At 33.8% G+C, this 23,896-nt stretch carries 22 protein-coding genes; 9 read left to right on the top strand and 13 right to left on the bottom strand.

Annotation, left to right across the window (positions count from 1 at the left end; translation table 11 throughout):
* The first annotated feature begins 12 nt into the window (after positions 1-12).
* Positions 13-1,650, top strand: a complete 1,638-nt coding sequence (locus LXH21_RS05905) for a S41 family peptidase (RefSeq protein ID WP_239863335.1) — start codon at positions 13-15, stop codon at positions 1,648-1,650.
* Positions 1,651-2,457 carry an OmpA family protein gene (locus LXH21_RS05900; RefSeq protein ID WP_239863334.1) on the top strand — a complete coding sequence of 269 codons (807 nt, stop codon included), beginning with the start codon at positions 1,651-1,653 and terminating at the stop codon, positions 2,455-2,457.
* A gap of 2 nt (positions 2,458-2,459) precedes the next feature.
* Here the strand turns inward: LXH21_RS05900 and LXH21_RS05895 are convergent, their stop codons facing one another.
* The 3 genes from LXH21_RS05895 to LXH21_RS05885 form a co-directional block, all read right to left on the bottom strand.
* The gene (locus LXH21_RS05895) at positions 2,460-3,437 is read right to left on the bottom strand and encodes a DUF4837 family protein (RefSeq protein WP_239863333.1); all 978 of its coding nucleotides are present in this window, start codon (positions 3,435-3,437) and stop codon (positions 2,460-2,462) included.
* A 47-nt stretch (positions 3,438-3,484) separates the two neighbouring features.
* Positions 3,485-5,509, bottom strand: coding sequence for a LysM peptidoglycan-binding domain-containing protein (locus LXH21_RS05890; RefSeq protein ID WP_239863332.1), 2,025 nt, complete (start codon positions 5,507-5,509; stop codon positions 3,485-3,487).
* A 107-nt stretch (positions 5,510-5,616) separates the two neighbouring features.
* On the bottom strand, positions 5,617-6,804 hold the full coding sequence (locus tag LXH21_RS05885) for a phosphoglycerate kinase (RefSeq protein ID WP_239863331.1): 1,188 nt from the start codon (positions 6,802-6,804) through the stop codon (positions 5,617-5,619).
* Between the two features lie 272 nt (positions 6,805-7,076).
* Between LXH21_RS05885 and LXH21_RS05880 the strand changes: the two genes are divergently transcribed.
* The 3 genes from LXH21_RS05880 (at position 7,077) to LXH21_RS05870 (ending at position 9,214) form a co-directional block, all read left to right on the top strand.
* Positions 7,077-8,225: a DNA polymerase III subunit gene (locus LXH21_RS05880; RefSeq protein WP_239863330.1), complete on the top strand. Its 1,149-nt coding sequence runs from the start codon at positions 7,077-7,079 to the stop codon at positions 8,223-8,225.
* A gap of 6 nt (positions 8,226-8,231) precedes the next feature.
* The gene (locus tag LXH21_RS05875; RefSeq protein WP_239863329.1) at positions 8,232-8,615 is read left to right on the top strand and encodes a DoxX family protein; all 384 of its coding nucleotides are present in this window, start codon (positions 8,232-8,234) and stop codon (positions 8,613-8,615) included.
* Positions 8,616-8,704: 89 nt separating this feature from the next.
* Entirely contained in the window at positions 8,705-9,214 is a 510-nt protein-coding gene (locus LXH21_RS05870) for an acyl-CoA thioesterase (RefSeq protein ID WP_239863328.1), read from the top strand.
* 319 nt (positions 9,215-9,533) lie between these two features.
* Here LXH21_RS05870 and LXH21_RS05865 read toward each other — a convergent pair whose 3' ends face one another.
* The 10 genes from LXH21_RS05865 to LXH21_RS05820 all read right to left on the bottom strand — a co-directional run bounded on the left by LXH21_RS05865 (position 9,534) and on the right by LXH21_RS05820 (position 17,463).
* Entirely contained in the window at positions 9,534-10,283 is a 750-nt protein-coding gene (locus tag LXH21_RS05865) for a reverse transcriptase domain-containing protein (RefSeq protein ID WP_239863327.1), read from the bottom strand.
* Between the two features lie 182 nt (positions 10,284-10,465).
* Positions 10,466-11,065: an REP-associated tyrosine transposase gene (locus LXH21_RS05860; RefSeq protein WP_239863746.1), complete on the bottom strand. Its 600-nt coding sequence runs from the start codon at positions 11,063-11,065 to the stop codon at positions 10,466-10,468.
* Between the two features lie 317 nt (positions 11,066-11,382).
* On the bottom strand, positions 11,383-12,192 hold the full coding sequence (locus LXH21_RS05855) for a hypothetical protein (protein WP_239863326.1): 810 nt from the start codon (positions 12,190-12,192) through the stop codon (positions 11,383-11,385).
* 5 nt (positions 12,193-12,197) lie between these two features.
* On the bottom strand, positions 12,198-12,395 hold the full coding sequence (locus LXH21_RS05850) for a hypothetical protein (protein WP_239863325.1): 198 nt from the start codon (positions 12,393-12,395) through the stop codon (positions 12,198-12,200).
* Between the two features lie 29 nt (positions 12,396-12,424).
* The gene (locus LXH21_RS05845) at positions 12,425-12,910 is read right to left on the bottom strand and encodes a transposase (protein ID WP_317208780.1); all 486 of its coding nucleotides are present in this window, start codon (positions 12,908-12,910) and stop codon (positions 12,425-12,427) included.
* A gap of 690 nt (positions 12,911-13,600) precedes the next feature.
* Positions 13,601-14,113, bottom strand: a complete 513-nt coding sequence (locus LXH21_RS05840; protein ID WP_239863324.1) for a hypothetical protein — start codon at positions 14,111-14,113, stop codon at positions 13,601-13,603.
* Between the two features lie 536 nt (positions 14,114-14,649).
* Positions 14,650-15,324 (bottom strand): hypothetical protein, encoded by a 675-nt coding sequence (locus tag LXH21_RS05835; RefSeq protein WP_239863323.1) that lies wholly within the window; start codon positions 15,322-15,324, stop codon positions 14,650-14,652.
* Between the two features lie 7 nt (positions 15,325-15,331).
* Complete coding sequence (locus LXH21_RS05830; protein WP_239863322.1) at positions 15,332-15,547, bottom strand: hypothetical protein; 216 nt, start codon at positions 15,545-15,547, stop codon at positions 15,332-15,334.
* Between the two features lie 29 nt (positions 15,548-15,576).
* Positions 15,577-16,176 carry an REP-associated tyrosine transposase gene (locus LXH21_RS05825; protein ID WP_239863726.1) on the bottom strand — a complete coding sequence of 200 codons (600 nt, stop codon included), beginning with the start codon at positions 16,174-16,176 and terminating at the stop codon, positions 15,577-15,579.
* Between the two features lie 438 nt (positions 16,177-16,614).
* Positions 16,615-17,463, bottom strand: a complete 849-nt coding sequence (locus LXH21_RS05820) for an SDR family oxidoreductase (RefSeq protein WP_239863321.1) — start codon at positions 17,461-17,463, stop codon at positions 16,615-16,617.
* A gap of 606 nt (positions 17,464-18,069) precedes the next feature.
* Here LXH21_RS05820 and LXH21_RS05815 point away from each other — a divergent pair.
* The 4 genes from LXH21_RS05815 (at position 18,070) to LXH21_RS05800 (ending at position 23,893) form a co-directional block, all read left to right on the top strand.
* Complete coding sequence (locus tag LXH21_RS05815) at positions 18,070-20,403, top strand: TonB-dependent receptor (protein WP_239863320.1); 2,334 nt, start codon at positions 18,070-18,072, stop codon at positions 20,401-20,403.
* Between the two features lie 12 nt (positions 20,404-20,415).
* Positions 20,416-21,456 carry a PepSY-associated TM helix domain-containing protein gene (locus LXH21_RS05810; RefSeq protein ID WP_239863319.1) on the top strand — a complete coding sequence of 347 codons (1,041 nt, stop codon included), beginning with the start codon at positions 20,416-20,418 and terminating at the stop codon, positions 21,454-21,456.
* 870 nt (positions 21,457-22,326) lie between these two features.
* A complete protein-coding gene (gene recA / locus LXH21_RS05805) occupies positions 22,327-23,334 on the top strand; it encodes a recombinase RecA (protein ID WP_239863717.1) in 1,008 nt (335 codons plus the stop codon).
* A 145-nt stretch (positions 23,335-23,479) separates the two neighbouring features.
* On the top strand, positions 23,480-23,893 hold the full coding sequence (locus LXH21_RS05800) for a hypothetical protein (protein ID WP_239863318.1): 414 nt from the start codon (positions 23,480-23,482) through the stop codon (positions 23,891-23,893).
* The last annotated feature ends 3 nt before the right edge of the window (positions 23,894-23,896 follow it).

The raw sequence follows: 23,896 nt of genomic DNA, 5'->3' as shown, positions 1-23,896 counted from the left end.
TCCACTATTCAAATGAAATCCCTTTTCCAAAAAAAAGTAATAATCCCAACTATCGCTTCTGCCTTTTTATTTATAGGGGTAAGCTTTCAAGATAATTTTTTTGAGATTGCAAAGCAAATAGAAATCTTCACCACTTTATTTAAAGAGTTAAATAAAAATTATGTTGATGAAGTAAATCCTGGCGACTTAATGGATAAAGCTATTAAATCTATGTTGGCAGGTTTGGACCCTTACACTGTTTACTTTAATGAACAAGATGTTCTACGTTTTAAAATTAACAATACGGGTGAATACACAGGTATTGGTGCTTTGATTACAAGACAAGAAGGTAAAATCATTATTAAAGAAGTGTACAAAAATTTCCCAGCCGATAAAGCAGGTTTGAAACCGGGTGATGAAATTACAAAAATTGGCGATGTGGCACTGATAGATTTCCTTGACGATGCCTCACAATTGTTTAAAGGAACAAAGAATACTAAAATTGATATTGAATACCTTCGACAAGGCAAAAAATTAACTGGTCAAATTATACTTGATGAAGTAGAAGTGAAATCGGTTCCTTTTTACGCAAAAATTGATGAGAAAACAGGTTATATTGTTGTAGCGCATTTTAGCAAAAAAGCATCTATCGAAACAAAAGAGGCTTTACTTGAATTAAAAAGACAAGGAGCCGAAAGAATCGTTCTTGATCTAAGAGGAAATCCTGGAGGGCTTTTGAATGAAGCTGTGAGTATTTGTAATCTGTTTGTCCCTAAAAATGAAGTTATAGTGACTACCAAATCAAAAATAGAGAAATACAATAATACCTATAAAACTACATCTGATCCTGTAGATACTGAAATTCCGCTTGTGATTATTGTAAATGGTCGAAGCGCTTCTGCATCTGAAATCGTTTCTGGTGCTCTTCAAGATTTGGATCGTGCCGTTGTAGTAGGAAGTCGCAGTTTCGGAAAAGGATTGGTCCAACGACCTGTTGATCTTACCTATAACACGCAGCTAAAAGTTACCATTTCCCGCTATTATACTCCATCTGGTAGGTGTATCCAAGCGCTTGACTACGCAAATAAGGACAATAAAGGTGTGGCCAAACGTACTGAGGAGAAAAATTATAATGCATTTAAAACCCGAAAAGGAAGAACTGTTTATGATGGTGGAGGAATTTTACCAGACCTCGAAATTGAAGAGACCAAGACAAGTTCTATTGCAAGTGCCTTGCAAAAAAATGATGTTATCTTTAATTATGCAACTGCTTACTATTACAAAAATCCAAATATAGGAAATCAGAACATTACATTTTCAGACGCAAATTATCAAGATTTTAAAAATTATCTCAAAACTCAAAAAGTTTCATTGGATACAGAAACAGAACTTGCTTTAAAAAACACTTTGGCTGTTGCCAAAAAGGAAAATATGGACGTTGCAATAAAAAATGAATACGAACAACTACTGAGTTCGATTCAAAAAATTGAAGACGGATTATTAGATAAAAATAAGATCGAAATCAAAAATTTACTAGTAGAAGAAATCATCAAAAGGTACCAGTACCAAGAAGGTTTGTACAATTATTATTTAAAAAATAGTGTCGAAATTCAAAAATCGGTTGCTTTACTGAATAATACAACTGAATATTTGAAAATTTTAAACCGATAAATGTCAAAATTATATGCAATAGTAGCGTTATTACTTTTCAGTCTTCTTTCGTCTCAAAATAAGAAGATTGAAACAGTCTACTTTAATTTTGACAAATATGACATTAACCGTCAGCAAGCGATAACTATCTTAGATTTCATAAAGACAAACGACACTTCCAAAATAGAATCGATTCAAATTTACGGGTATTGCGACGACCGCGGAAATAATGATTACAATTACAAACTATCAACTAAAAGAGTCGAAACTGTACAAGATTTGCTAACTACCAACGGATTTAATAAAAATAAAATTGTAATTATTGAAGGTAAAGGTCGTGTGTTAGTAAAGAAAGATACAGTTGATAATTTAAGCAAAGTAAGATCTCAAAACAGAAGAGTAGACTTATTGATTATTCCTAAAAATAGTTTTGGCCAAGGTATTTACACTTCTCTACAAGACAAACATAAGGTTGGCGATCGCATTTATTTCGAATCTATTTTATTTGAAATGGGCAGCAGTAAATTGACTAATGCGTCGATAAAGGAGCTGGACAAAATCATTACGATTTTAAACAAAAACAAGAAATTAGAATTCGAAATTCGAGGTCATGTTTGTTGTACGTCTAACAGTTATAGAGATGCAATTGACAAAGAGACAAGCGAACGGAATTTGTCTTTAAACAGAGCCAAAACAGTCTTTAAATATTTAATGAGTAAAAAGATTAATAGTTTAAGAATGTCGTACACTGGAGTTGGTAACAAATACCCTCTACGCAAAGGAGATGAAATGGACCGACGTGTAGAATTCCTCATTACCAAAATTTAAAATCACCTTTTAACAATAGCAACCGATTTGATTATAGACTCAAGTTCGTGCATTATATCTCTCTTCTCTTTTGACGGAGAATAGCAAAATCCTTCAAGAACTAATGCTCTACTATACTCTTGGTCGATGATGACATAATTTATAAATGGTCCTGTCATAAAATCGTTTTTCAACTCCCAAGTTCCTTTCATTTCGTAGGCAATTTTACCATCAAGTTTTATTTTAAAGAAATAGGGTGAATAAGCCTCCTCAGTTACCATATCAGTATTAGGTTCTTTGCCATGTATATAAAGTTTACCTATCGAATCACGCATGCTTATGATATTCGATATTAAATTATTCTTATTTATAATTTGGTAAATAGGAACTTGGTAAATCAACAAACTACTGCTACCACTCACAATTTCTTTTTTTAACCAAAGAAAATTTGATTCATGTGACATGTACTTGTATCCTATAGGTACGTCTAGGCCAATATGAAATTTATTCTCAATGATTTTGGGGTTCAATGCTGATCTTCGAATTGTTTTTTGACATTCCTCAATTTCAGTTTGACGTATGGTAGCAACGATAATTGGGCTTTGCTTTTCTAAAATAGCTAATATATCGGTCGCAGTTCGTCCAGAAATATGAAATACATTTTGTGGAGAAGCATACTGATCTGTAATAATTTCGAACTTGTTTACATCTTTCTTTTTTACTACAATAATATTGCGACTGTCGGTCATGAAACCTTCTAGCAGTTTTGTCGAATATTGATTGATATTAAAGAGCGGTTCTTCTTGCGGCAAGCCTAATACTGGAGAAGCAAATTTATTGCGCAAACTGTCCCCTATTTCGCCATTCCACAGCTGATCTTCGATTACAATAGAAATGCTATTTATCTTTCCTGTTGTTTTTTTTGAAACAGAATCTTCGTTGTTCTTGCAAGAAAACAAAAATATTGAAAGTAGTACAAATAAAAAATGGGCCTTATTCATAATTGTATAATTATAATAAAACCCAAATTTATATAAGATTATTGTATTTATCCGTTTAATTTCAATTTCATTCCGGGTTTGATACCTTCATTGCCAATATCGTTCCACTTTTTCAAGTCAGCAAGTGATACTCCAGATTTTTTGGCGATACTGTATAAAGTATCTCCAGCTTGAACATAATAATCAGATGTCAGCTTTTTGGCGAAACTGTCCGTTTTTTTGAATGAATTTACACTTGCAAATGAAGTGTTGATTGCAGGTTCATTCTTAGCAACAATCAAAGTTTTCCCAAGTGCAACAGCGGTAGAATTTAGTCTGTTCCACTGTTTCAACTCATTTAATGAGGCACCAAATTTCTTAGCAATGGTACCAAGATTGTCTCCTTTTTGAACTACATACTGAATGTTTTTTAAGATTACAGGTTGTGTAATAACAGCAACCTCCTCAGACACTGCATTTGTATTTATTTTTAATTTGGCCCCTAATTGCAGGTTCGAGCTTGATAAATCATTCCAATCTGTTAAATCAGCTACAGATATATTATGGCTTCTTGCAATCGAATTTAAACTCTCTCCTTTTTGTACAATATGAAAACGAGTTTCTTCATTATCACTATCATCATTGGTAGCAACTTCTTCTTTATCAACTTTAGAATCAATATTATTAATCTTAGGAACAACTGTAGTTGTAGCCACTGCTCTGTGTATAAATGCTTTATTTATAGGTTCAGCAACACCAATTTTTAGGTTATCACCATAAGCGATATTAGTATTACTCAAGTTATTCCATTTCATGATCGCTTCTACGCTCACATTATGTTTGCTAGCGATAGCATTTAAGTTATCACCTTGTTTTACTATATAATTTTGCGTGTTATTAGGATTAAGTTTCAACGTGTCAGAGCCTAATACCGATTTTAAAGCAATAGCTCTAGGGTTTTGATAATCACCATTTTTATACTCTGCTTCACGCTGCACATAAGCATAAATTTTTTCCTCATTGGATGCGAAAATGGCAATTTTATCTTTTGGTAATTTCAGGTAATGAGCAGCATCACTATAAACAGGAATTGTATTTAGTTTATAAGCTGGATTCAATAACTCTAGTTGAGCAATTGGCACTTCAAGTAAATCAGATATTTGTTTAAAAGTCATTTGCTTTTTAACCATTACGGTGTCTGTTGCAAATTGTTTTAAAAGTGCTCTGTTCGGCTTAATACCGTGTTCTTTATGGTACTCATAGATATACATCGTTGCCAAAAATGCAGGTACATATCCTTGTGTTTCCTTAGGTAAATAATTACGAATATCCCAAAAATTTTGTTTTCCTCCAGAACGACGAATTGCTTTGGTAACATTTCCTGGTCCAGAATTGTAGCTTGCTAGAACCAATTCCCAATCGCCAAAAATAGCGTACATACCTTTCATGTACTCTGCTGTTGCTTGGGTGGATTTTAAAGGATCACTACGCTCATCCATATAAGAGTCAATCTTCAAATCGTATTGCTTACCCGTTTGGTACATGAACTGCCATAATCCAGTAGCTCCCATTTTGGAAACTGCCTTAGGGTTCAAAGCAGATTCAACAATCGCTAAATATTTAATTTCTAATGGAATATTTTCTTTGGCAAATACCTCTTCAAACATTGGGAAGTAATATTCTGAAACAGCCATTAATCGTTCGTAGGATTTTCTTCTGTATTTCAGAAAAGATTTAATTACATTTTCTAGATTTTCATTGTATTGAATTCTAAAAGGAGATTTAGCATTCATCGCTTCCAATCTGGATTTAAGCAATTCTGTAGGCAATTCAAAATCAACCTTAATACTAGAATCTATTGATGTAATGTCTGTTGTCATTTCATCATAAGAATCCAGATCTGTTAATTCTTTCATCCAAAGATTATCGACACAGGCTGCCAGATCGTCTTTTATGAAGGTATTCTTGATAGAATCCAGATAGGTTACTTTTTTCTCTAAACCAACAATTCCTTTATTCTCTGCTATTTCTTGCGAGAATAAAGGAATTGATAGTAATAAAGAAAGTGATATTGTGATATATTTTTTAGTCATATTCCGTAGGTTAATATGCTTGTTTGTAACTCATTAAGAATTTAGCAAATACAAACATACTACCTAATAACCAATAATAGTCATAAATATTGTTAAAAATAACGTTCTTAATCTAAAATTGCTGCGATACCAGGTAGAACTTTACCTTCTAGCATTTCTAGCATTGCTCCACCACCGGTTGAAACATAACTTACTTTGTCTTCAAAACCGAACTGTTTTACAGCCGCAACAGAGTCTCCACCACCTACAAGTGAGAAAGCACCGTTTGCAGTAGAAGCTGCGATATAATTTCCTAGTGCAATTGTTCCTTTTGCAAAAGACTCCATTTCAAAAACTCCCAATGGACCATTCCAAAGAATCGTTTTACATTCCATAATTACTTTTTCAAAAGCTTCCAATGATTTTGGACCTGCATCAAGACCTTCCCAACCATCAGGAATTTCTCTTACGTCAACAATTTGCGTATTTGCTGTATTAGAAAAATCATCTGCAGCAATGACATCTACTGGGATATGAATTTGAACTCCTTTTTCTTTAGCCAAACGCAAAATTTCTAATGCCAATTCCATTTTATCATCTTCACAGATCGAGTTACCAACTTTACCTCCTAGTGCTTTCACAAAAGTAAAAGTCATACCTCCACCAATAATCATGTGATCAACTTTATCCAAAATGTTTTCGATAACCGTAATTTTCGAAGAAACTTTAGATCCACCAAGAATGGCTAAAACTGGTCTTTCGCTATTGTTTAAAACCTTGTCAATGCTTTCAATTTCTTTTGCCAATAACTTACCAAAACATTTAGCAGTTGGAAAAAACTGAGCAATAATTGTAGTTGAAGCATGTGCTCTGTGAGCCGTTCCAAAAGCATCGTTTACATAAATATCTCCCAATGAAGCCAGTTCTTTAGCGAAAGCTACATCTCCAGCTTCTTCTTCAGCATGAAAACGTAAATTTTCTAATAATAAAACTTCACCTGGTTGCAATGCTGCAGCAGCTGTTGTAGCGGCTTCTCCAACGCAGTCATCAGCAAACTTTACTGGAACTCCAAGAATTTCAGAAGTTGATTTTAAAATGTGTTTTAATGAATATTTTTCTTCAGCACCTTTTGGTCTTCCTAGGTGAGACATTAATATCACACTCCCACCTTGAGCCAAGATAGCATCAATAGTTGGTTTTGCAGATACAATACGAGTAGTATCAGTAATATTGAAGTTTTCGTCCAAAGGCACGTTAAAATCAACACGTATTATTGCTTTTTTATTTTTAAAATCAAAGTCGTTTAAAGTCTTCATCAGATTTATTTTAAGTTTATTATTATCAAAGTACAACAAATATAGAACTTTTACATTAGTATGATATTTCATTATTCTAAAAATAAGTTGAAATATCTAACGAAAACGATGTAATTCACATAATAATTTTAAGAATTGCTATACCTATTTATGAATTCTACAAAATAGGCTTTAAATGTTTTTTTTATTTAGATCTCAAAAGCACTGTGGAGTACTTCTAAACTTTGTTTCTCAAAATTTTTGACTACACCATTTTCTGCTATCTTTGCTTTATGTTATTCTCAAATATTTTAGGACAAGAACACATCAAGAACCACCTTACACAGAGTGCGAGTTCGGGGCGCATACCCCATGCACAACTATTTGTGGGACCAGAAGGATGTGGGACATTGGCTATGGCAATTGCTTATGCTCAGTACATTTTATGCAACAACCAAAACGGTGAAAATACGGGCGAAAATACCGCTTGTAATCTTAAATTTGATAAAATTGCTCATCCCGATTTACATTTTGTATATCCAACAGTAACTACAGATGAAGTAAAGGCCAAACCTAAAAGCATCGATTTTATAATCGATTGGAGAACTTTTATTTTGGAGCAACCTTATGGCGGATTATTTGACTGGTACGCTATTCTTGGTGTAAAAAATAAACAAGGAGAAATTCGTGTAGATGATGCTCAAGAGATCTTAAAATCATTAGCGTTAAAATCCTATGAGGGTGGTCACAAAATTATGATTGTCTGGATGGCAGACAAGCTTAATACAGCGGCCTCAAATAAACTATTAAAATTATTAGAGGAACCACCTGAGAAAACTGTTTTTATATTGATAAGCGAAAACGAAGAAGATATCATTCAAACCATTCGTTCTCGTTGTCAAATTTTACATTTTAACGGATTAAGCCAAGCAGTTATTGCAGATGCATTGGTTGCCAATGAACAGGTCGAGGAAAAACTCGCTTTAAAACTCGCTCATCAAGCACAAGGAAATTACAATAAAGCGCTTCATTTATTGCATGATGACAGCGAGGAACATCCTTTTGAAGAGTGGTTTGTTACTTGGGTACGTGCTGCTTTCCAGGCCAAAAAAGATGCTTCGGCTATTCATGATTTAATCACTTGGAGCGAAAAAATCGCAGGATTAGGAAGAGAAAGTCAAAAGAAATTCTTAGATTTTTGTATCGAAATGTTTCGTCAAGCGTTGCTGCTTAATTATGAAGCGCCTAGTTTGGTTTATTTTGAACCGAAAGTACCTAAGTTTAAATTGGAGAAATTTGCACCTTTTGTAAATGGAAATAACATAGCCGAAATTTATAATGAGATTGGTGAGGCCATGTATCATATAGAACGCAACGGAAATGCCAAAATAATATTGACCGATTTATCTATAAAACTAACACGACTCATTCATAAAAAATAACCAACCATGAACAATCCTGCCTCCTTACTGATCCTTATCTTTTTCGGAATGACTTACTTGCAATCCAGTTACGAAAAACTGTTTTACTGGCAAGATAACATCACTTGGCTTAACGGGCATTTTGCCAAAACTAGATTAAAAAATCACGTAAAACCAGCGCTAATCAATTTGGTTATCATGGAATTGATTTCGACAATATTATGCTTTGTAGGTGGTATCGAATTACTAGTAAGCGACGGTAGACTTTTTGGATTTTACGGAGCAGTATTCTCAGCAATCACATTATTAATGATGCTTTTTGGTCAGCGTCTCGCCAAAGACTATGACGGAGCCAGAACCATTGTGATCTACTTTATCCCTGCTGTAATGGCAGTATATTGGCTCAATTAAAATGATGGCATTGTAAAATTCAATGTTATTACTTATTACAAACTTAAGATTCTGCATCCTAATGATCAGAGACTTTACAATACAAATTTATGGAACCTAAAACACCTTCAGAATCATTAACAATACTTACCGACTTAGTTTTACCAAGTGAAATCAACCATATTAATAACCTTTTTGGAGGAGAGCTTCTTTCGCGTATGGACCGTGCCGCTAGTATCTCAGCACAACGCCACTCGCGCAACATTGCCGTGACTGCTTCTGTAAACCATGTCGCATTTTCTAAACCTATTTTACTAGGAAGCGTGGTGACAATAGAGGCAAAAGTTTCCCGAGCCTTCAACAGCTCTATGGAAGTCTATATCGACGTTTGGGTTGAAGACCGCCTTTCTGGTGAAAAATCCAAAGCCAACGAAGCCATTTATACTTTTGTAGCTGTAAACGAATTAGGTAAACCAGTTCTTGTTCCAGCTATCGTTCCAGAGACTCCTTTAGAACAAGAACGTTTTGACGGCGCACTTAGACGTAAGCAATTAAGTTTGTTATTGGCCGGAAAAATGAAAGCACACGATGCAACCGAATTAAAAGCACTTTTTATTTAAAATTGCTGATTAACGACTTTTGATTTAAGGAAGGCGTAAACTGATAAGTTCAATACTTACAAATTTCAAGAACTAGTTGGGCGTGACCCGCAGAAATCCCGAAGCTTCGGGATTGCGTTAACAATTGTAGAAAAGTGTTTGCAATCGGGCTAAGCGCTAATCTTTGTGGGTAAGGCATACACCCGAGCGACAGCGAACTGATGAATTAATCCCGCACTATCTAGTGTGGATATTGTCAAGTAGGCAAGCGCATTTCAGCCCAAGCCTCTCACAGAACCGTACGTGATACTCTCGCATCATACGGCTCTTATCATACAAATCATAGTGCTTTGAAGAGTTGCCAATGGTAAAACAGCGTGGGATAGGCAATACGTATTGTTTTCAACCCCTTATATGCTTTACTGTAACTTCTCTTCATTGACTTATACTTATTCCGAACCCATTTGGCTAACCGATTTTCTAAATTCCGAAATAGTCTTTGTAGGCTCCAAACTTTAAAATAGCCATAATAACGGGCAATCCCTACTAGTTGCAAATGCAATTGGCTTGCTATTTTTTGAATGCTAACATCTGTTTGCTTATGAAACTTTAGGTCTCGCCATTTGTCTATAATCCGTATTTGTGATTTTTGGCTTATCTCACAATCGTAGCCCAAAAACAATCTGCCTTCTTTGGTGATTTTGGTTCTTGGTTTGAATGTGAAGCCCAAAAAGTCAAACTTCTTGGGATAATCCTTGAATCTTTTTCGGTTGTAAGCCTGGCATTGTACTATTTTGGTCTTTTGCTCGCTCAGTCGTAGTTTGCATTGTTCTAATCTGGTTTTTATCGCATTTAAAACTTCTATACTCTGACCCTCGCTGTAACAATGTACAATTACATCATCGGCATAGCGTACAAAGTTTAATTGTGGGTAGGTTTTCTCCAGCCATTTGTCTAATACATAATGTAGAAACAGATTGGCTAACAAGGGACTAATCACTCCGCCTTGTGGCGTGCCTGTTCCTTGTTTTTGGATTAATGCTCCATTTGAAGTTTGTATTGGACATTCTAACCATCTTACAATATACATTCGAACCCGCTCTTCGAAGTCTTCTGGAAATTATGATTGTTGTCGTTTGTGCTGTGCGAAGTCTCCCGACTTCGTATCCCGCTCTTCGAAGTCTTCTGGAAACCACGATTGTTGTCGTTTGTGCTGTGCGAAGTCTCCCGACTTCGTACCCGTTCCTGTAAGCCATTACAACTTAGTTAAACTCAGTATTCATTATATCGAGTAAAATTATTCAAATTCAAAACATCAACAATAGGAATGTCTGCTTTTTTAATTTTTAATAATCCTATGTCAGAAATGTATTTACTGGCACTAGAATAGGTATAATGCGATGATTTTTCAACAATGCCTGCACGAACAGGATTTAAATGAATATAATCCAACTTAGACCACATAAATTTGTTGCTATAAATCTCTTCAGGATGATTGCCATACTGCCAAAACTGATAGTTTTTGTCTCTGGAATGACTTTCGGTTGCTAATTTAAAACGCTCCAACATCCATTCTCTTCTACTCTCTGGATCGGATTTTATTTTTTCTATAATTTTTGTCGCAGTAAATTTTTTGAAATCTCTTAACAAATCTGATAACTCTCCATCGTCAGATTGTACTATCATGTGTATGTGATTGCTCATAATCACATATCCATACAAAACCATGCCTTTGTTTGCAATGCAGAAATCCAAACATTCAACAACTGAGTCTCTATAGCTTTTTCTTGTAAAAACATCAACCCAATCAACAAGGGTTGCCGTTACAAAATGTGGTAAAGTCTGGTCTCTTATTTTATATCCGTCTGACATAGCTTTTTCATCCAAATATAATGATGTTTTACTACAAATACATACTTGATTTATTTTGCCTGATTAACTGTGTGGATTATTGGAGTGGGTACGAAGTCGGGAGACTTCGCACAGCAACACCACAATTTTTATGCACATCTGTTTTTTAAAGAACACTTCGGATAGCTGGTGAAAGTAGAAAAACTAAACGACCAAAAAAAATCACTCGTTAAAGAGTTTCTAGATGCTTTCATACTAAAATCTAATCTGCAGCAGCAACTTTCTTAATATAAAAAAACCTCGCAAATTGCGAGGTTTTTTGTTGTGTGAAATCAACATTAGTTACATTTTTGATATTGATACTCTTTAATATTTCCTTTAAGGTCTTTATAAATTTGAAAGTAATATAATCCTTCTTTTGTTTTCTTAAAGTAAGGTGATTTCTTAAAAAAATCTTTATCCCCTACATTTGAGTTAAATGTATTTTTACCAGCATATTGTGTGCCTTCAGTATAATCTCCTTTAAGCTTTGTAAAATAGAGCATTTTCATTTGTTCAACGGCTGTATTATAAGCTTCATAACCAATAGCACTAAATTTAGTAACAGGATATATTTCAAAAGGAGTTTCTTTTGTTTGTCTTAATCCTATAACAGCTCTAGCATCATATTCTCTAGCTTTATCTCTAGCTTCCTCTAAATCTTTTGCGTGGCTATATCTTCCTTTTATTACTAAAAAAGCAAAACAAATAAGTTCATCCTCATTATAAACAATAGCATCAGTCGTTACTTCAAGCTGGTCAATTGTTGGAAACGGAGAAGTAACATATCTATCTCTTTTTATATTAAATCTATTGGCATAAGGTTCGAAAAAATTGGCTGGGTCTATATCTGCTCCAATATATTTTGAGTAATATTCTTCTTGTTCCTTTTTAATATTATCAGGAGAATTTACATAAACATCTGTTTCATAATCGTGATATTTTCTAAAATATTCTACTTTATCAATAAAGCAATCTGCTATTTGCTTTTTGTCTTTTTCGAACATTATTTTATCTTTAGGAGCGTCAATAACAACTTTTGCAGGTTCTTTTTTAGCACAACAATTTATTAATGACAAGAATATTAAAATAATTAATCCTTTATACATAGTTGTTATTTTTGAGGTTTTTCTTCCCATTTAGAACATCCAGAACCATTATTATTAGATTGTGGTACAAATTGATTGATCTCTTTTTGGCTAAAACTATCAACAGAATGCTCTGACATTCCTGACCCCCGCTCTTCGAAGTCTTTTGGAAACCACGATTGTTGTCGTTTGTGCTGTGCGAAGTCTCCCGACTTCGTACCCATTCCTGTAAGCCATTACAACTTAGTTAAACTCAATATTCATTATATCGAGTAAAATTATTTAAATTCAAAACATCAACAATAGGAATGTCTGCTTTTTTAATTTTTAATAATCCTATATCAGAAATGTAATTACTGGCACTGGAATAGGTATAATGCGATGCTTTTTCAACAATGCCTGCACGGACAGGATTTAAATGAATATAATCCAACTTAGACCACATAAATTTGTTGCTATAAATCTCTTCGGGATGATTGCCATACTGCCAAAACTGATAGTTTTTGTTTCTGGAATGACTTTCGGTTGCTAATTTAAAATGTTCCAACATCCATTCTCTTCTACTCTCTGGTTCTGATTTTATTTTTTCTATAATTTTTGTAGCTGTAAATTTTTTGAAATCTCTTAACAAATCCGATAACTCTCCATCGTCAGATTGTAGTACATGTGTATGTGATTGCTCATAATCACATATCCATACAAAACCATGCCTTTGTTTGCAATGCAGAAATCCAAACATTCAACAACTGAGTCTCTATAGCTTTTTCTTGTAAAAACATCAACCCAATCAACAACGGTTGCCGTTACAAAATGTGGTAAAGTCTGGTCTCTTATTTTATATCCGTCTGACATAGCTTTTTCATCCAAATATAATGATGTTTTACTACAAATACATACTCTCTCGTGTTTGTTGCCTATTGGAAAGGGTACGAAGTCGGGAGACTTCGCACAGCATCCCAAATTATAAGAAAGATTGTTTTTTTAAAGAACACTTCGAAGAGCGGGAGTAATAATATCAAATATATGAATATTTTTAAGAATTAACTTAAACATCTGTAGCTCACTTTATACAAAAAATTGTTGTAATAAAGTGATATTGAAAGCCAATGTATCCAATGGCGCAGACTTACTTTGCGTAATCACAAAAGTTAGCAAAACACAATAGTACTTCAAAACAAATCTAACAAAGCTGATAGCGCGGATTTGCAATCCGTGCCCACACAGTAAATCAATACAGTATTTCAACTATCTATAACAAATTCAATATAACAACATTCAATTCATTTTCGAATTACTTCTAGCCTTTTTGTATGGCTTAGCTTGGCTTATTGTTGCGGGCACGGATTGCAAATCCGCGCTATCTTTGTCACGACATATCCTAGCCATCGGGTTATTCATTACAAAACCATACTTATTATAGTTCTGGGTATTATAAGGATATTGTATGTTTTCGGAATTTATTCAAAGTATCTAATGCTCTTTTAAAATCGCTATTGTTTTCTAATACTTTTTTAATATCACCTACAAAATTTGTAATTCTATATTCTTTGCTGTCTGGATTTGTTTTTTGCAAAGGACAGTTAGAGTTTTCATTAAAAAAAATAGTCGATTTTAATTTCTGATTTTCATAAATCTCAAATTTATCTTCAAAACTTGGCATTAACCAATTGCAATCAGGATATGAAAACTCTCCTTTAATTTCTTCAATTTTGTTTTTAGAAAAAGAACTAATAATTAGTGAATCCTCAACTTTAGAAATACTTATTGGCAGGATCTTATTTAAACCAGCATAATCTATTTTTAGCATTTGAGTCTCAAAATCAACTGTAATAAACTTATTATATCTAAAAATTATTTTAGTATTATCGATTTTAGAACTGTTTTTATTCAAACACGATGATAGAATAATAATAAGAATTAATATTGTTACATTTTTAACCATAATGGTATTATTTTATTAGAATTTCTCCAAGAGTACTGACTAGGAAAATTTATTATTGCTGGCTTATGTATATTCAAGCCAATTTTCTCCGTAAGCCTTACAATATGCATAACTATATGTTGATGTAGCTCTTTCCGTGTATCTACCGTAGCCACTAGAAGCACTATTCATATACCCGATACTGCGGATTTGCAATCCGTGCCCGCACAGTAAATCGATACAGTATTTCGACTATCTATAACAAATTCAATATAACAACATTCAATTCATTTTCGAATTACTTCTAGTCTTTTTATATGGCTCAGCTCTGTGGCTTATCGTTGCGGGCACGGATTTCAAATCCGCGCTATCTTTGTGACGACATATCCGAGCCATCTGCGTTACAAGATATTTACTGCATATCCGAGCGATCTGGGTTTTTCTATATTCTTTATCGATTTACTTTGCACCACACGAAAGGATTCGTGCGGTAGCGGGGGCATCGCCGTATTCAATCCAGCAACACCAAGTGCTGTAATAGCTCCCTATCCAATTAACTATTTTAAAATCAAAGGCACTTTATTAGAAACTAATTTACCTGTAAAAAATTTACATCCTTTCTTTTCAAGAGAGTTTATTTTTTCTTTAGGTATATATTTTTCAATATATTCTCGCTTTATCATGTATTCGATTCTGGCTTTATATTTTTTTGAGCTGTCTACTTCATAATATTCGTGTACACCATCTTTTATGTATTTAGTTACCAAATTAAACGGAACTTTTAATTTTAAAGATTGTTTTGGCTTTACTGTATAAATCATCAATGTATTTACAAAACCATTTTTATTCAAATCCGAATACAACTTAAATTCATTTACTAACAAGGTATCGCCTTTTCTAGATAAAGAGTTAATCTTATTATGATCTCGTATGATGGAATCGTTAATAGATATATGGTCTTTGATTTCAACATTCATTCCAGTCATATTTCCAGAAATATCATACAAAAAAATCTTCGGATTCCTAAAATTTATACGGTTAGGATAAAAATCTCTACTGTAATAATTTGTGTCTACTACAAAACAATAGTTGTATCTACTATTATTTTTAAACTCTATAAGCACACAACTACCACTGGATATATTAGAATTTAATATATGTAGTTCCGTATCAGAATCTACTAAATTAATTAAACCAAAAAAAATCACAAAATTGTATAATAAAATTTTCATAATCAAACTATTTAAAATCAACAAATTTATTCCAAAGATATTTCTGGTTCAAATAATATTCAATTTCCTCTACATAATAACCCCCACCGTTATTTGCCTCCCAACGATAGGCTTTCAGTTCTCCCATAGCTCTACTATATTCTTGACCCCGCTCTTCGAAGTCTTCTGGAAACCACGATTGTTGTCGTTTGTGCTGTGCGAAGTCTCCCGACTTCCTACCCATTCCTGTAAGCCATTATAACTTAGTTAAACTCAATATTCATTATATCGAGTAAAATTATTTAAATTCAAAACATCAACAATAGGAATGTCTGCTTTTTTAATTTTTAATAATCCCATGTCAGAAATGTAATTACTGGCACTAGAATAGGTATAATGCGATGCTTTTTCAACAATGCCTGCACGAACAGGATTTAAATGAATATAATCCAACTTAGACCACATAAATTTGTTGCTATAAATCTCTTCGGGATGATTGCCATACTGCCAAAACTGATAGTTGTTGTTTCTGGAATGACTTTCGGTTGCTAATTTAAAACGCTCCAACATCCATTCTCTTCTACTCTCTGGATCGGAATTTATTTTTTCTATAATTTTTGTCGCAGTAAATTTTTTGAAATCTCTTAACAAATCTGATAACTCTCCATCGTCAGATTGTACTATCATGTGTATGTGATTGCTCATAATCACATATCCATACAAAACCATGCCTTTGTTTGCAATGCAGAAATCCAAACATTCAACAACTGAGTCTCTGTAGCTTTTTCTTGTAAAAACATCAACCCAATCAACAAGGGTTGCCGTTACAAAATGTGGTAAAGTCTGGTCTCTTATTTTATATCCGTCTGACATAGCTTTTTCATCCAAATATAACGATGTTTTACTACAAATTCATACTTCTCTCGTGTTTGTTGCCTATTGGTAAGGGTACGAAGTCGGGAGACTTCGCACAGCATCCCGAATTATAAGAAAGATTGTTTTTTTAAAGAACACTTCGAAGAGCGGGTCGGGGTAAACTGATAATTTCAATACTTACAAATTTCAGGAACTAGTTGGGCGTGACCCGCAGAAATCCCGAAACTTCGGGATTGCATTAACAATTGTAGACAAGTGTTCGCCATCGGGCTAAGCGCTAATCTTTGCGGGTACGGAATATAATACCCGAACGACAACGAACTGATGAATTAATCCCGCACTATCTAGTGGGACATTTCCGAGCCATCGAGGATAAAAAGGTAAAAATCTAGTTGTGATTTTTACCTTTTTTTGTTTCGAATATTACATTCGAGATTAACCACCTACGACTTCTCCACCGTTGATATGGATAAATTGTCCCGTAATATAACTACTATCCTCTGAAGCTAAGAAAACGTAGGCTGGTCCCACTTCTGATGGTTGTCCTGCTCTTCCCATTGGAGTGTCTTTTCCAAAATCGCTAACATCATCAAATGAAGCTACGATTAACGGTGTCCAAATTGGTCCCGGTGCTACTCCATTCACTCTAATTTTTTTATCAGCGAGCATTTTTGCCAGAGATCGTGTGTAACTTACAATCGCCCCTTTTGTACTGGCATAATCTACTAAATGTTCGCTCCCTCGATAAGCCGTAACTGAACTAGTATTTACAATACAATCCCCCTCTTTAAGATTTGGTAAGGCAGCTTGTACGATATAGAAGTAAGGATAAATATTTGTTTCGAAGGTTTTATGAACTTGATCAGAAGTAACGTCTTCAAAACTGGTCTGTGGAAATTGAATTGCTGCATTGTTTACGACTATATTAATTTTGCCCAAAGTCTTATAACAGTCATCGACTGCCTGCTTACAAAATGCCTCTACTTTTAAGTCACCTGAAAGCAGTAAACATTTACGGCCTTCTTTTTCAACGAGTTCTTTTGTGATTTTTGCATCTTCATCTTCACTTAGATAAATAATTGCAACATCGGCACCTTCTCTAGCATAATGCACCGCTACGCTGCGCCCAATACCACTATCACCGCCTGTGATTAAAGCAACTTTATCTTGCAGCTTTTTGCTGCCCTTGTAGTTTGCTCTTATAATTTCAGGTTCAGGATGCATCAAATATTCTGATCCTGGTAATTCTTGACTTTGTTCTGGAAATTCTTTTTCTTTTTTCATAATTGTTTGAATTTTGTTCCATAAAATTATTCCAATGAAGTCGGGTAAATTAACGCATTTAAACAAAAAAATGATGCTACAGATTATTTCCAAGCATTATAAATCAACTCTTTACTAAATAATTTATTAAAATTCTGAAAATTGAAATCAAATGAAAATATGTACACAGCATTTTAAAAGTTATAATATTATAAAGTTGTTAAAACTTATTAAAATCCGTTTGTTATGACTTTATATATTTATCTAAAATTTTGCTAACAGCGATTTTTGCCACATCAGTGATGACTTTGATGAGTTATCCTGTGGTAAAATTATTTGAAGAAACTATATAAAGAGCCCATGTTACTACAATTTTTTAATCAACCGACGGCACAATCTTGCGTTACCCAACCATTAAAGTTAGCGCTGTCCCAAAGCTTTGAGATACAATAATTACCGGAAATAAATTTTGCATATCGTATTTGATATAAGATGAGCTGTTTACAATTCATGGTTTTTGATCAACATATTAATAATCAAAATTATAAATAAAAATCGTTATTTATTAATAGTCTAAATAAAAATAATAAGTATGTTTGCACAATTAAAACATAAATAATCGATAAAATGAACTTAAAAATTCTAATTACAGCACTTAGTCTATCTAGCTTTTTTGCCTATTCTCAGACAAATTTAAAAGGTACTGTAAAAGACGAAAAGGGAAATCCTTTAATTGGAGCCACTGTAGTATTGAGTCCTACTAAAGGAACAATTACTGATGGTGACGGTACTTATTCCATAACTGTTTTAGAAGATGGAAAATATACTATTAAGACAAATTTTACTGGGTTAAAACCGCAAAATAAAACTGTATCTGTTGTAGGTGAGAAAGAGATTACTGTAGATTTTGTCCTCCTAGGCTCAAACCAAGAATTAAATGAAGTAGTCATTACTTCTAATAGAATGCGTGAAACTTTAGATGAAGTTCCTTCTTCAGTTGCTGTTTTATCATTAAAACAAATTGAGAATTTATCTCAAACTAGTAATTCTGTTGCCGATGTGTTGATGGAAATTCCTGGGATGGCATTAAGCTCCAATCAAACTAGTAGCACAGGACAAACGCTAAGAGGGAGGAATATGTTAGTTTTAATTGACGGTATTCCGCAATCTACTCCACTTAGATCAGGAGGTCGAGATGTAAATACCATCGATCCTAGTAGCTTAGAAAGAGTTGAAGTGATAAAAGGAGCTACCGCTATTTATGGTAATGGTGCCGATGGTGGAATTGTAAACTACATTACAAAAAAACCAAGCAGCACGAAGAGATTCGAAAGCATCACATCAGTGGGTACAGAGGGTTCACTTGTAGGTATTGAGAATAGTGTAGGTTCGAAGCTTACTCAGACTATTTCAGGTAAACTTGACAAATTAGGCTATGTAGCGAGTGGTAGCTTTAGACAAATAGGCGTTTATAAAGACGCTAATGGAGAAGTGATTTCGCCAACATATGGTCTAGGCGAAACAACTCAATACACTTTATTTGGTAAAGTAAATTATGAAATTACTGAGAAACAAGAAATTGAATTGATGTACAATTATTTCAGCAGCAATCAAAATTCTAAGTACACTCCACAATTAGGCGTTTATGGCGAAAGCCCGACGATAGGAGTTTTAGAAGAGCAAGTTGGTGTGGATCAAGGTAACAAGTACAACCACAATGCACAGCTTACTTACAAATATGACGAAATATTTGGTAAAACTGATTTTAGATTGAATGTATACATGCAAGACTTTAAAACAATCTATGATTACTCTGATACATTTTATGATCCTAACTTAGGATTTGATGGTGGGCAAACCTTAATTACCTCATCTAAAAGAGGAGCGCGATTAAATTTCTCAACACCTTACGCTTTTGGTAAAATTGACGGAAACATTCTTTATGGTATTGACATCTTAAACGATAAAACTTCTCAGGATTTAGTAGATGGGAGAAAGTGGACACCAGAAATGAAAATGACCAACTTTGCTCCGTATGCACAATTGAAAACAGCTTACAGCGACTTTATCCTAAAAGCAGGTATTCGATTTGAAAACATAAATATTGATGTTCCTAATTACACCACCATTACCCGATACAATGTAGGACAAACTAGTCCGATTAGTGGTGGTATTGACATAAATGGCGGTGCTATAGATTATAATGCTACAACTTTTAATGCTGGTTTACGTTATAACAAATGGCAATTTATAAAACCGTTTATCAGCTTCTCACAGAGTTTCTCTATCGCCGATTTAGGAAGAACGCTTCGTACTGCTACTGAAAACACAGTTAGTAATATTAATTCAGAATCTGTTATCGCTAATAATTATGAAGTTGGCTTTAATAGCCGTATCGGACAAGTAAATTTAAGTGGAGCGTACTTTATTAGTACGTCTGATTTGGGTTCTACATATAGCGAAACCGAAAGTGGTGCTTTTGTCATCCTACGTCAACCAGAGAAAGTTTATGGATACGAACTTTCTATGGATACTAAGCTTACTAGAGAGCTAACCTTTGGGACTTCTATATCGTATACTGAAGGGAAATTAGATAGTAAAGATAGCGGAGATTATGATACCTATATGGGAGGAGATAGAATTCCGCCGGTAAAAATAGTTTCCTTTTTATCTTATGATTTGGATCACAAATTCAACGCTCGCCTATCTATGATTTATAGTGGTGATAGAGATCGTTTTGAAGCTCCTTACAGTTATGGAAGAGGACCAGTAAATGATTTTACCACGGTAAATCTTTCGACAAATTACCACATCACGCCATCAACCAAACTTAGTTTAGGTATTAGAAACTTATTAAATAAAGACTATTACCCACTGACATCACAATGGAATGCAAGAAGTGCTAATTATGTAAAAGCAAATGGAGCACAATTTAATGTTGCACTTACTGTAAGTTTATAAAAGACGAATTTCATGACTAATAGAACCTTATTAAAATATCATTCCTATCTAGGTATCATTGCTGGAATTTTTTTGTTCAGTTTAGGTATTACAGGGTCGTTTTTAGTGTTTTCAGAGGACATTGATGTACTTCTCTTTGATAAATATGCCACCACCTCAACTACTAGTGATTTGCAATTAGATAAGGCTATTAGCGAAGTACAGAGGAATTATCCTGATTGGAATGCTAGAATTATCCAACTCGAGCGAGGGAAAACGATACAATTTGATTTGAGGAAGCTTGACGCAAAGCAATATGTATTTGCAAATCCTATTTCGGGAAAAATCACTGCTGTCATAGATGCTAACAGCCCTTTGACTAAATGGCTCTTGAAATTTCACTACTCTTTGCATACGGGCATCTTAGGAGAAATTCTAATATTTATAGCTGGGATCGCCTTCTTCTTGTCTTTAATTACGGGAATTATTGTCTATCGAAAAGTCATCTTAAAAACGTTATTATTCCAGAAAAAATTAAATAAAAGCAGCAAGCAACGTTATTACTCTACCTTACATCGTTACGTAGGTGTATGGGCCTTGCTGCTTAATTTACTACTAGTGCTTACCGGAATCGTGTTATCATTTAATATCGTTAGTTCGGGCTTGAAAAAACCTGAGATTCGAAGTATTCCTGTAGTCAAGATTTCTATCGAAAAAGTATTAGAGAATACGAAGAAAGCCTACCCTGATTTTGAAACGACGTATATTAGATTACCGTCTTCTGAAGATGGAAAGCTAATTTTGAATGGATCTTTTATAGGAGATCCTTTTTATTTAAGTAAGTACTACAATAAAATTTCAGTAGCATATAAAACAGGTGAAGTTATTGGCGTTAGTAAAATTGCCGACTCTGGTTTTCTAAATAAATTGCTAAGCAGCATTTTACCAATACATTCTGGTCATTATGGAAATTGGTTTATCAAAATAATTTACTGCCTGGTTGCTCTTTCAGGACCTTTTTTATCTATAACAGGTTACTATATTTGGTTGAAAAGGAAAAAACTACTTAAGTAAAATAAAGCTACAATAAACCTGTTGGATATAATTATTTATAGGTAAGACAGGAATTAGATATTATCCAATATACTGAAAATTAATGCCTTGATAACGCTAAAAAAATGCAGTATCGATGACGATCATAATACAGAATTAAATAAGTTTTAAAAGTTATAAGTTCACTAAATTAGGAATAGGAATTCAAACTGGATGTTGAAACGAAGGAATAAATACTGATTTATAAATTGTTGCGTTAAGTTTAATTGCCTAATTCTTGTAATTGAAAGTAAAAATGAATACAGACAGCAGCTTCGAAAGGGTATTTAATAAATATCCTAAAGAAGTAATCGCATATTGAGCTATTGGTATCAATTCTTATTCTCACTCAATTTCGCTCTTGTAAAATTCAGAATGATCACAAAGTAATTTAGCAATCAAAAATTAAGTTTTAAGTAGAGCTTCAGAATTCGTTTTGAAAATTCTAAAGAAACTTGAAGAGCTAAAAGTAATAATCTTTAAACAACTTAAAACCTTTAACGGATTATGCCCTAATTCAATTGTTCAAGATAGCAGCAAAAAGCTTCTACCTTATGTAAACTACTGAAATTACTATGGAAGAGCGACCAAAGCAAGCTACAAACGTGTCTCCGAATAAAGGTTTGAAAGTCACAAAGGTTGAAACAAATAGCGGGATAAGCTTTTAAAAAATAGATCTTTAAAAAGTGAATAAAAATATTATGAAAAGCGAATATTACATCAAAAATTGAGTATTTTTACGAAATAGTTTTTTATAAAAATCAAACAATTAATACTACAGAAAACTCTAGTTATGAGTTTTTTAAGTAAATAAGATAATAGCAATTAATGAAAGAAAAGGTAAAAGAGACGATGAGTTCAGAGAAAGAAGCCAAATTAAAAGCGTTGCAATTAACGCTTGATAAATTAGACAAAACCTACGGTAAAGGTACGGTGATGAAAATGGGGGACAAAGCAATCGTAGAGGTTGAATCCATTTCTTCAGGTTCTTTGGGTATCGATTTAGCCTTAGGAGTAGGCGGTTACCCAAGAGGTCGTATCATAGAAATTTACGGACCAGAGTCTTCTGGTAAAACAACATTGACACTACACGCAATTGCTGAAGCGCAAAAAGCAGGTGGAATTGCTGCGTTTATCGATGCTGAGCATGCTTTTGATAGAGGTTACGCAGAAAAATTAGGAGTAGATATCGAGAACTTAATTATTTCTCAACCAGACAATGGAGAGCAAGCACTTGAAATTGCTGAGAACTTAATCCGTTCTGGAGCAATTGATATTGTAGTTATTGACTCGGTTGCTGCTTTGACTCCAAAAAGTGAAATTGAAGGAGAAATGGGTGATTCCAAAATGGGATTACATGCTCGTTTGATGTCACAAGCGTTGAGAAAATTAACTGGGACAATTAGCAAAACTAACTGTACTGTTTTCTTTATTAACCAATTAAGAGAGAAGATTGGAGTAATGTTTGGAAATCCAGAAACTACTACAGGAGGTAACGCCTTGAAATTTTATGCTTCGGTACGTTTGGATATTCGTCGTTCTACTCAAATTAAAGATGGTGACAATGTACTAGGAAATAGAACTAAAGTTAAAATCGTAAAAAATAAAGTAGCACCGCCTTTTAGAACTGCAGAATTTGACATCATGTACGGTGAAGGAGTTTCAAAAACGGGGGAAATATTAGATTTAGCTGTAGAGTTTGAAATCGTTAAAAAAGCAGGTTCTTGGTTTAGCTACGGTGATACTAAGCTTGGTCAAGGTCGTGATGCAGTAAAAACGTTAATCAAAGACAATCCTGAATTGGCAGATGAGTTAGAAGTAAAAATCAAAGATAGAATTAAAGAATTAGCAGACAGCTAGGCCTTTATAACTAAATTACAAAATGCTCGAATGTGAATTCGAGCATTTTTTTTTATCTTTAACTATTATTTTATTGCAGCCTCACGCAACCTTTTTCAAATTCATTCATCTTAAGAGTATATTATAAACCTTAAAATTTGAAAAAATGAAAAAATTTTTATTACTACTCGTTTTAACAATTGCAATTTCTAGTTGTAGCATTGATAATAATCCTGGTGACTCTTATACTTTTGAAGTACTTCCGGTGGCTAGTTTTGAAGTTCCCGAAACGCTCAAATTGGGAAGAACAGATACTATTAGACTAACGTATCAAAGACCAACATCTTGCCATTTATTTCAAGGTATTTACTATACAAAAGATGCAAACATTCGCACTATTGCTGTTCAATCAGCTTTAAAAGATGACACAATATGCTCAGCAGATGTTCCTGCGATATCAGAAACCTACTTTACTTTTTTACCAACAGCTTCGGGCTCTTATATCTTTAAATTTTATAAAGGAAAAGATGCTGCTGGCGAAAATATTTTTGAAGATGTAGAAATTCAAGTAACAGAATAATTA

The organism is Flavobacterium algicola (genome assembly GCF_022399565.1).
Classification (GTDB): Bacteria; Bacteroidota; Bacteroidia; order Flavobacteriales; family Flavobacteriaceae; genus Flavobacterium; species Flavobacterium algicola.
This window is presented reverse-complemented; position numbering and strand designations above follow the sequence as displayed.

Coding starts and splice junctions, on each gene's coding strand:
- LXH21_RS05815 (WP_239863320.1), top strand. CDS start 18,070: ATGAACTTAAAAATTCTAATTACAGCACTTAGTCTATCTAGCTTTTTT.
- LXH21_RS05810 (WP_239863319.1), top strand. CDS start 20,416: ATGACTAATAGAACCTTATTAAAATATCATTCCTATCTAGGTATCATT.
- LXH21_RS05850 (WP_239863325.1), bottom strand. CDS start 12,395: ATGGGTACGAAGTCGGGAGACTTCGCACAGCACAAACGACAACAATCG.
- LXH21_RS05895 (WP_239863333.1), bottom strand. CDS start 3,437: ATGAATAAGGCCCATTTTTTATTTGTACTACTTTCAATATTTTTGTTT.
- LXH21_RS05835 (WP_239863323.1), bottom strand. CDS start 15,324: ATGAAAATTTTATTATACAATTTTGTGATTTTTTTTGGTTTAATTAAT.
- LXH21_RS05905 (WP_239863335.1), top strand. CDS start 13: ATGAAATCCCTTTTCCAAAAAAAAGTAATAATCCCAACTATCGCTTCT.
- LXH21_RS05870 (WP_239863328.1), top strand. CDS start 8,705: ATGGAACCTAAAACACCTTCAGAATCATTAACAATACTTACCGACTTA.
- LXH21_RS05900 (WP_239863334.1), top strand. CDS start 1,651: ATGTCAAAATTATATGCAATAGTAGCGTTATTACTTTTCAGTCTTCTT.
- LXH21_RS05845 (WP_317208780.1), bottom strand. CDS start 12,910: ATGTTTGGATTTCTGCATTGCAAACAAAGGCATGGTTTTGTATGGATA.
- recA (WP_239863717.1), top strand. CDS start 22,327: ATGAGTTCAGAGAAAGAAGCCAAATTAAAAGCGTTGCAATTAACGCTT.
- LXH21_RS05840 (WP_239863324.1), bottom strand. CDS start 14,113: ATGGTTAAAAATGTAACAATATTAATTCTTATTATTATTCTATCATCG.
- LXH21_RS05865 (WP_239863327.1), bottom strand. CDS start 10,283: ATGTATATTGTAAGATGGTTAGAATGTCCAATACAAACTTCAAATGGA.
- LXH21_RS05830 (WP_239863322.1), bottom strand. CDS start 15,547: ATGGGTAGGAAGTCGGGAGACTTCGCACAGCACAAACGACAACAATCG.
- LXH21_RS05800 (WP_239863318.1), top strand. CDS start 23,480: ATGAAAAAATTTTTATTACTACTCGTTTTAACAATTGCAATTTCTAGT.
- LXH21_RS05875 (WP_239863329.1), top strand. CDS start 8,232: ATGAACAATCCTGCCTCCTTACTGATCCTTATCTTTTTCGGAATGACT.
- LXH21_RS05825 (WP_239863726.1), bottom strand. CDS start 16,176: ATGTCAGACGGATATAAAATAAGAGACCAGACTTTACCACATTTTGTA.
- LXH21_RS05880 (WP_239863330.1), top strand. CDS start 7,077: ATGTTATTCTCAAATATTTTAGGACAAGAACACATCAAGAACCACCTT.
- LXH21_RS05855 (WP_239863326.1), bottom strand. CDS start 12,192: ATGTATAAAGGATTAATTATTTTAATATTCTTGTCATTAATAAATTGT.
- LXH21_RS05885 (WP_239863331.1), bottom strand. CDS start 6,804: ATGAAGACTTTAAACGACTTTGATTTTAAAAATAAAAAAGCAATAATA.
- LXH21_RS05890 (WP_239863332.1), bottom strand. CDS start 5,509: ATGACTAAAAAATATATCACAATATCACTTTCTTTATTACTATCAATT.
- LXH21_RS05860 (WP_239863746.1), bottom strand. CDS start 11,065: ATGTCAGACGGATATAAAATAAGAGACCAGACTTTACCACATTTTGTA.
- LXH21_RS05820 (WP_239863321.1), bottom strand. CDS start 17,463: ATGAAAAAAGAAAAAGAATTTCCAGAACAAAGTCAAGAATTACCAGGA.